The sequence below is a fragment of the Nitrosomonas sp. Nm33 genome (assembly GCF_900107265.1).
Classification (GTDB): Bacteria; Pseudomonadota; Gammaproteobacteria; order Burkholderiales; family Nitrosomonadaceae; genus Nitrosomonas.
This window is the reverse complement of the sequence record NZ_FNPJ01000100.1, coordinates 1-7,788: the sequence shown is the minus strand read 5'-3', so window position 1 is coordinate 7,788 and position 7,788 is coordinate 1. Positions and strand designations below refer to the sequence as shown.

General features: G+C 43.8%; 8 protein-coding genes and 1 pseudogene. 5 read left to right on the top strand and 4 right to left on the bottom strand.

Going from position 1 to position 7,788, the window contains the following annotated elements; translation table 11 throughout:
• The 4 genes and pseudogenes from BLV54_RS13955 to BLV54_RS13945 form a co-directional block, all read left to right on the top strand.
• The coding region (locus BLV54_RS13955) for a transposase (RefSeq protein WP_090571816.1) at nt 1-323 on the top strand (323 nt) is incomplete at its 5' end.
• Nucleotides 324-355: 32 nt separating this feature from the next.
• Nucleotides 356-1,141 (top strand): annotated as a pseudogene (locus BLV54_RS13950) (chromate transporter); the annotation flags it as partial.
• Between the two features lie 115 nt (nt 1,142-1,256).
• Complete coding sequence (locus BLV54_RS15780; protein WP_143032531.1) at nt 1,257-1,514, top strand: hypothetical protein; 258 nt, start codon at nt 1,257-1,259, stop codon at nt 1,512-1,514.
• A gap of 680 nt (nt 1,515-2,194) precedes the next feature.
• Nucleotides 2,195-2,482, top strand: a complete 288-nt coding sequence (locus tag BLV54_RS13945; RefSeq protein ID WP_090572223.1) for an Lpp/OprI family alanine-zipper lipoprotein — start codon at nt 2,195-2,197, stop codon at nt 2,480-2,482.
• Between the two features lie 59 nt (nt 2,483-2,541).
• Here BLV54_RS13945 and BLV54_RS13940 read toward each other — a convergent pair whose 3' ends face one another.
• From BLV54_RS13940 to BLV54_RS13935, 3 genes are all read right to left on the bottom strand, one after another.
• Nucleotides 2,542-3,504: a L,D-transpeptidase family protein gene (locus BLV54_RS13940; RefSeq protein ID WP_256329522.1), complete on the bottom strand. Its 963-nt coding sequence runs from the start codon at nt 3,502-3,504 to the stop codon at nt 2,542-2,544.
• Between the two features lie 242 nt (nt 3,505-3,746).
• The gene (locus BLV54_RS16245; RefSeq protein ID WP_176969787.1) at nt 3,747-3,905 is read right to left on the bottom strand and encodes a hypothetical protein; all 159 of its coding nucleotides are present in this window, start codon (nt 3,903-3,905) and stop codon (nt 3,747-3,749) included.
• 188 nt (nt 3,906-4,093) lie between these two features.
• Nucleotides 4,094-4,618 (bottom strand): cytochrome P460 family protein, encoded by a 525-nt coding sequence (locus BLV54_RS13935; RefSeq protein WP_090572222.1) that lies wholly within the window; start codon nt 4,616-4,618, stop codon nt 4,094-4,096.
• Nucleotides 4,619-4,976: 358 nt separating this feature from the next.
• On the opposite strand from BLV54_RS13935, the gene ybaL reads away from it, so the two are divergent.
• Nucleotides 4,977-6,698 carry a cation:proton antiporter domain-containing protein gene (gene ybaL, locus BLV54_RS13930; RefSeq protein WP_090572221.1) on the top strand — a complete coding sequence of 574 codons (1,722 nt, stop codon included), beginning with the start codon at nt 4,977-4,979 and terminating at the stop codon, nt 6,696-6,698.
• A 685-nt stretch (nt 6,699-7,383) separates the two neighbouring features.
• Here ybaL and BLV54_RS16240 read toward each other — a convergent pair.
• A partial coding sequence (locus BLV54_RS16240) for a transposase (RefSeq protein WP_371113306.1) occupies nt 7,384-7,788 on the bottom strand: 405 nt, incomplete at its 5' end.

Below are 7,788 nucleotides of genomic sequence, written 5' to 3'. Positions count from 1 at the left end.
CGATTGGTGCCCTGATTGGAAAGTTACTGGTAACCATCGGCCTGTTTGAAGCCAACATCAATGCTGATGTGTTTCATGGATGGGCGATGCAGGACTTGTTGCCTAAATTGCCACTACATTCCATCGTTGTGATGGACAATGCCACCTTCCATAAGAGACAAGACACACGGGATGCCATACATAACGCCGGGCATACCCTTGAATACCTTCCCGCTTATTCTCCTGATCTCAATCCCATCGAACACAAATGGGCACAGGCCAAGGCGCTCCGTAGACAACAAAACCAAACCGTCGATACGCTCTTCAAATCCTATGCATTCTGAATCATTCTTAACTGGTTAGGCTATATATGGCACCAGCTCAGTTCATAGTAGGCACAAGCCACAGTAAGCTTAATCGATCATACGGCCCGGCCATCATCGACGATACCACTCCCCTGCCTGAGCACACCCGTTTCCGCTGGTTACGTCTGATCACTGTAATCACAGTGTGCGCCTTGCTATGGATTGTGCTGATGGCATTGCTTCTCAGTCAATTTGGTTGGCATGGCACGCTGACTCAGATGGGCTGGTTTTTTACTAAAGCGTCCTTACTGACATTCGGTGGCGCCTATGCAGTCCTGCCTTATGTCTATCAAGGCGCAGTCGAATACTATGGATGGCTGAATCCTGCTCAAATGATCGATGGCCTGGCACTCGGTGAAACCACCCCCGGCCCACTCATCATGGTAGTCGCGTTTGTCGGCTTTATCGGTGGTTATACAAATACGCTGTTTGGTACTGAACTCTCTTTCCTGTCTGGTGCTACGGCAGCCGTGGTAGCAATCTGGTTTACCTTCCTACCCTCGTTTTTATTCATACTGGCCGGCGGACCATTAGTAGAAACCACATACGGCAACCTTAAATTCACTGCCCCATTGACCGCCATTACTGCCGCTGTGGTTGGCGTCATTTTTAACCTGGTACTGTTCTTCGCCTATCATGTGCTGTGGCCGCAAGGTTTCTCAGCCTCATTCGAATGGCCAGCTGCGCTGATTACACTGGTTGCCAGCATCGCGTTGCTCTATTTCAAGCGCAATGTCATTTATGTGATTGGCGCATGTGCCCTGATGGGCCTGGTTTATAGTATCTTTTTGGGGTAAGTTTGGGCGAGGTGCAATAAGCGCAGCACCTTCCATCAGACTGCAAACACATAATATGGCTATACAAGGATCACTTTCATACTGAAGTTTTTAGTCACACAAGAAGTGTCTAATCATGTCGTTATTGAAAAATTATGTCATAAGGGTTGACCGCTATGAGCCCCATTTGTCGCATCTGCCACAGCACACATTATGTACAGGAATACCCGGAATCCATTTTTTTACTTGCTCTGACGGGATCTCCCTGCGCCTCAAACGTTATCGAGGAGGAGGCCGGGAACCAGTCATTCTGTCTCATTGTATCGGTGTTTCCTCGCTCATGTATTCACTGACGACGATCGAAACCAATTTACTCGAGTTTCTGTTTGAGTGAGGCTTTGATGCCTTGAAGGTTTTAATTCCATTTCAAAGTCAAACCTGACCTTGTCGACTTCTCTTTGCCGTATTATTTATACTGTCTGCATCTTGCTTTCATGTCATGCTTGATTTGGAAACGGAATAACTATTTTAGCATTATTCATATGGCAATAATTTTGTCATAAATACAATTTATTAGTTAAAGCTCCTGATCGGATCGGAACATAACAAGACAGACAACTAGATCGCATCATTATTTTTTTAATATTCCTATTGTTAATGCATATAAAATGCATGCAAATGCATTATTGTCTATCTATTTGTAATTCTTTAGCATTAATTTACAATAGAGTCTAGTTAGTTTGATGCATTGCTTCCATCCGCTACTGTTGAGATTTGTTTTATTTTTAAATTATTGATTACTCCATGTAAGATTATTACGTTAGCGATACTCATATGTTAAGTATATTGGTATAGATTCAATTTATTAGTTAAACCTTTATTTAACTGAATCAAAATTCTAATTCAATATTATTAAACTGTGGTAAATATGATACATTCACGCTTTATATTGTTTAAGAAATCAGGTAGCATCGCGGTGTTGTCATAGATTTTTGGATATGAACTTGAATGGACAACAACTTATGCTGAGAATTTAGAGTTTTGTCTTAATCAAATAACAGTAAGGAGATGAAGATGAATAAGAAAATGAAACATGTATTTACTGTAGCAGCACTAAGCGCTTTAGTTGCATTATCTGGTTGTGCAACCACAGGGCAGCTCGAAGAAGTGAAATCACAACTCAATGCTGTTCAAGCAGATGCAAATGCTGCCAAGTCAGAAGCAGCTGCAGCTAGAGCAACTGCTAATGAAGCAAAAGATACTGCAAACAGAGCACTCAGCACTGCCAATGAAGCCAATGCACGTTCAATGGAAACTGAAACAAAAATTGATCGCATGTTCAAACGAGCCATGCATAAATAATTTATGCTGACAAAATAAAAAAAGCCCCATTCGGGGCTTTTTTTATTGCATATTGCATTTTACTTTGAAATCAAGACCGGAATACCACTTTTTTCAAATACTGCCAGCTCAAGCGCCATTTCATCAATGACAATATTTTCTCTAGTTTGATTTGTTTTCTTATTATTGGCACTCTTCTCAAGAAAACTGGCAATCGCTTCACGTACTTTCTGCATATAATCGGCATACTCCTTTTCGTCTTCTTCTAATGGAGGATGCAATTCTATAAACAACGAATCAGCCAGCCAGCCAAGTTTTATGGGTTGATTGACCAATTGAACAGGCGTTCCTACAGGCACCTGATCAAACAATTTCTCGATATCTTCAGGATACATGCGCATACATCCATGAGTAACGCGCATACCTATCCCAAAGGCTTTATCCCTATCAGTGCCATGGATCAGATAACCTGATGTGCCCAGATAGAGCGCATAGCGACCTAATGGGTTATCCGGGCCAGGAGGTACAATATCCGGCAGTGGTGGACCGCCTGATTCAATAGCCTCTTTTTTGAGTGATTGAGGCGGTATCCAGGTAGGATCTTTTTGTTTTCTGATGACGGTTGTTCTTCCCAGTGGCGTCCGCCAATCCATTCTGCCTATGCTAATAGGATCAGTAATGACGACTGGTTTCTCCTCTTTTTTGGGTTTGGGAAAATAATAAAGTCGCATTTCAGGTAGATTAATTACCAGGCCTGTCCGCTCAGCCTGTGGAAAAATATGCCGACCCGGTATTACAACCTTGGCACCTTCAGGAGGGAGCCAACGATCAACAAGAGGATTGGCCAACACCATTGCGTCCTGCCCGATACTATAACTGCGTGCTATATCAAGCAGGGTTTCCTCCCGGTTCGCTGCTACGACCTTTACTTGGCCAAAAATATCAATATCCGATGGGGGTAATACCCAGGTTGCCGCCTGAGCCAATATCGCTGTAAATAAAGTAAAGAATAATATAGCAATGCAACGCATAATCAAGCTCACAAAAAATATATCCATCTTCCTGGTCGTACAGGAAAACATTTACAAATGGCAAAATGTTTAACTATAACAGATACTGAAAATTCTGATTAGAAATGGCATACAAACAATTGACTGTCTTCAAGCATCGATTGTTTCATATCATTGCGCAACTATCCACGCTTGACCCAATGAAATAGCATTGTCATTAGGTAATAACTATTTAGTGGATAATGCTTTTAGGCTATTTTCAGCAAGATGCCAGCTCAATAGCTGCAGTAAAAGCTCATTATGAAATCATCTCCTCCCGGTGCGACCAGGGCACAATGGTATTTACTGGCAATCAGCGCTACCCACTTGGCAAGCCCGGCAGCGATGGTAGCATGAAATACAGCAGCACCTTTGAATGCATCAGTACATTTCATAATAATATGACAAGATGAAGCTGATAAAATCAGGTTCAATTTAGAAATGGAATAAATTACCAATACTTCAATACCTTAGCTACTTCCATTGATAATTATCCAAAGCCAGATAATAAAACAGGCTGCAAGTTTTTAAAAACTCACAGCCTGTTCATAGATCACCAATAGTATTTATTTCACATTAACTATCAATTTTTCTTTGCAAAATCAACCAGCTTCTGGAAACTGAATAAATAATCCTGATTTTTCAAAGGAGTATGGCACTGAGCACAATTCAGGTCGTTGCTTTTGGGCGTGCCATCTGGGTTATACACGGCAAATCCCCAGTCGCCTGTGCGATTATCCTGAGAGAAAGCTTTGTCCCAATCACCTCTTTTTTCCATGACTGCAACTGCTGCCAGTTTTTCAATTTCAAAAATACCCTCTTTACCTGAAATGATCTTGCCAGCTTCATCTTTTTTGGGTTCATATATTTCCATAATAACCACTGACCCAGATGCTGCTTCTTCGCCTTTTTTGTAACTCGCGATAGCAGTCTCATTAGCATAGAATTTTGCCACCTGCTTCTGATTGGCTCGATTGGCAGTATCGTATTGTGTAAAGGCTTGCTGATAACCCTCAGGAAATTTGACAAAATCAGGATCACCTCCGCCATGGGCATAGAAAGGTAAAAGTGTGCAGACTAGGGTAATGAGTTTAAATCGATGCTTCATTTTCTCTCCTTGCTTGTAGTACCTAATAGTTAAGAAGTTTCTCTGTAGAATCATTTATTTAATAACTATACTGAAAAGCCTTGGAAGGATTTCTTGCCCTCTGCATAGCCTGAAGCATTATATGCAGAATATCCAACAATAGAAACTAGCATTACCCAACCGTAATCAGCGGATATTATAATTCTATGAGATACCTAATTAATTTCCAGTCAACAGTCTTTTTAGTTAAAAAGACTGACTCTTAACAAGCTTGTCAGACTGTAGAATAAGACTATTGATTTTACGCACCGAACTGACTGTAGAACGACTAAAAAACTCACCTACTACTGCCGCTATAACAAAGACAAAGGTAAACTGAATGGAACATAACATCTCACTGATAACGACTATTGCTGCTGGATTTGGTCTTGCCCTGATATTTGGCCTCATTGCTGAACGACTCAAGATTCCCGCTTTGGTTGGTTATCTACTGGCAGGGATTGCCATTGGGCCGTCAACGCCAGGTTTCGTTGCTGATGTAAGCATCGCCTCACAGTTGTCAGAAATTGGGGTCATGCTGCTCATGTTTGGTGTCGGCTTACATTTTTCTCTTGATGACCTGCTGGCAGTCAAGCGTATCGCTCTACCAGGCGCCGTAGTGCAAATGGGGATGGCGACTGCGCTAGGCATGTTTATAGCCTCGTGGTGGGGTTGGGATTTTGGTACCGGCTTGATCTTTGGACTCTCTCTGTCCTGTGCTAGTACAGTCGTATTGCTCAAAGCCCTTGAATCACGAGGTATACTCGAAACCATGAACGGGCGTATCGCCGTGGGTTGGCTGGTGGTTGAAGATCTCGCTACTGTACTCATTTTGGTACTATTACCCTCATTTGCGGGTATGTTAGGTGGAACGATCACCCCCACCGAAGAAGCTATTCCGTTATGGCAAACGATTGGACAGACACTTCTTGAGGTCTCAGCTTTTATTGCGCTGATGCTGATCGGCGGACGCCGTATGCTACCTTGGTTGTTATGGCAAGTCGCAAGTATCGGTTCGAGAGAGCTCTTCACTTTGTCAGTTATCGCAGCAGCGATCGGTGTCGCCTACAGTGCAGCAGCATTGTTCAATGTGTCATTTGCACTGGGGGCTTTCTTTGCAGGAATGGTAATGCGTGAATCGGAATTCAGTCATCGCGCAGCTGAAGAATCGCTACCACTGCGCGATGCCTTTTCTGTACTGTTCTTTGTCTCTGTGGGTATGCTCTTCGATCCACAGATATTGATGGAGAAGCCGATGCATGTCCTCGGCGTCGTTGCTATTATCATCGTCGGTAAATCAATCGCAGCAATGGGACTCGTACTTGCCTTGCGCTATCCACTTAATACTGCGTTGTTGGTGGCTGCTAGCTTGGCACAGATCGGTGAATTTTCTTTTATTCTTGCTGGGTTAGGAATGTCACTTGGCCTGCTTTCTTCAGAAGGAATGGATTTGGTTCTCGCTGGGGCACTCATCTCTATCGCGCTGAATCCATTTGTGTTTGCTGGAGTTATACCGATAAGCAACTGGGTTCTCCAGCGCTCGGAATTGGCTCGCCGTCTGGAACACCGCGAGGATCCCTTCGCTGAGCTACCGATGACTACAGAACGCAAATATCTTGAAGGACAATTGGTGCTGGTAGGCTATGGCCGTGTGGGGCGGCGCATCGCCAAGGAGCTGGATGAACGCAAGATTCCCTATATTGTTGCTGAACAAAACCGCGAGCTGGTAGAGGATCTGCGTAAGAAAGGTGTAGCTGCTGTATCGGGTAATGCGACTGATCCAGCTGTGCTAATCCAGGCACATATTGGAGGTGCAGCAATGCTGGTTATCGCAACACCTGATACTCTCAACGTGCGGCAGATTGCTGAAATTGCACGTACACTTAACCCGGATATCGAAATCGTGCTGCGTACTCACAGTGAAGACGAATCACTGTTCCTGCAGAAAGAGAAGATCGGCACAGTATTCTTTGGAGAAGAGGAACTCGCCAAAGGTATGACGAACCATATTCTACAACGCTTTGCTCCACAAACGACAACTTCCAATTCCATTTCTATTTGATAAGTGAAGCAATAGATGCAACTTATGAAAGGAAAAGTTGTGATGACACGACTAGCGAATGGTAAAGCGCTGCTGGAGTAAGTATTGGATTTACTGGTTGAGGCAGGAACAAGAGAAGAATTACGACAGGTGCAGGCTGTATAGAACTGCCTTGGAGTTTGGCTTATTAATGAAGCATATACCAGTCATCCCATAACCGGATATTCGATAGCCTGAACGCACCTGAAAATTACTTGGAGGCGTTACCGCATGACATGGAGAAGGATCAAGAATATGTCTAATCCATCGATGCGATGTCTTGGATTATCAATTGAATATCTACTATTATCCCAAAAACCTCATTTGACCGCTTGTTTGTAGAGCTAACCCTATGACATATAGAATCATTTCCGAAATTTTCTCATTCATCAGAATGGTGATGCCGCTACGAGGTGCATCGTATGTCGCTCCAGACGCAAATGCGGCATTACGCTTCGTTGCAAGGGACGGCCCTACGGTCTCTTCGCGCCTTGCCTCGCATCCTGGATCACTACACGGTTCATCCCATCCAATTGAGGATTTTAGGACCATTTGGAAAAACATTCACCCTAGCCATCGGTCTGTCTCAATGACAATGATACAGAAGACTCGTAACCTTAACAGGCAGTTGGAAAACTATCTAGTCGTCCCTGAAAAACCCTTTTTCTCAACTACTAAGTTGTAGGTTAGGCATATTGCCAATCAATAGCCGATTAATATTGATTCCCAAACGAGTACACAAAAGCGCCAGTTGGCGCAGAATCTTGCGCAAGTTATAGCCAGCACCGCACAGTAAGGCATTCATGGCATCGCCTGCTGTGCCTTTCAAAAAGTTTCTCCCCAGACGCCCATCGTTTTTCATATGTCCGATCACGGGTTCCACCGCACTGCGCCGCTTGAGCTTCTTTTTGATCGCCACCGTGACGCCGCGCCTGGCTCCTGCTATCCATACTTTGACCGTATCCGTCACCGCGTGTCCTCTATAACCCCGATCCACATAAACTTCCTTTGGCGCAATACCCGTTAGTTTGTGAACTTGTTCCAAGGATGCTGTCAGCGTATGCCCATCGTA

Bases quoted from the DNA above. Each gene is read 5' to 3' on its own strand.
- BLV54_RS15780 (WP_143032531.1), top strand. From the start codon at position 1,257: ATGTCGTTATTGAAAAATTATGTCATAAGGGTTGACCGCTATGAGCCC.
- BLV54_RS13945 (WP_090572223.1), top strand. From the start codon at position 2,195: ATGAATAAGAAAATGAAACATGTATTTACTGTAGCAGCACTAAGCGCT.
- BLV54_RS16245 (WP_176969787.1), bottom strand. From the start codon at position 3,905: ATGAAATGTACTGATGCATTCAAAGGTGCTGCTGTATTTCATGCTACC.
- BLV54_RS13935 (WP_090572222.1), bottom strand. From the start codon at position 4,618: ATGAAGCATCGATTTAAACTCATTACCCTAGTCTGCACACTTTTACCT.
- ybaL (WP_090572221.1), top strand. From the start codon at position 4,977: ATGGAACATAACATCTCACTGATAACGACTATTGCTGCTGGATTTGGT.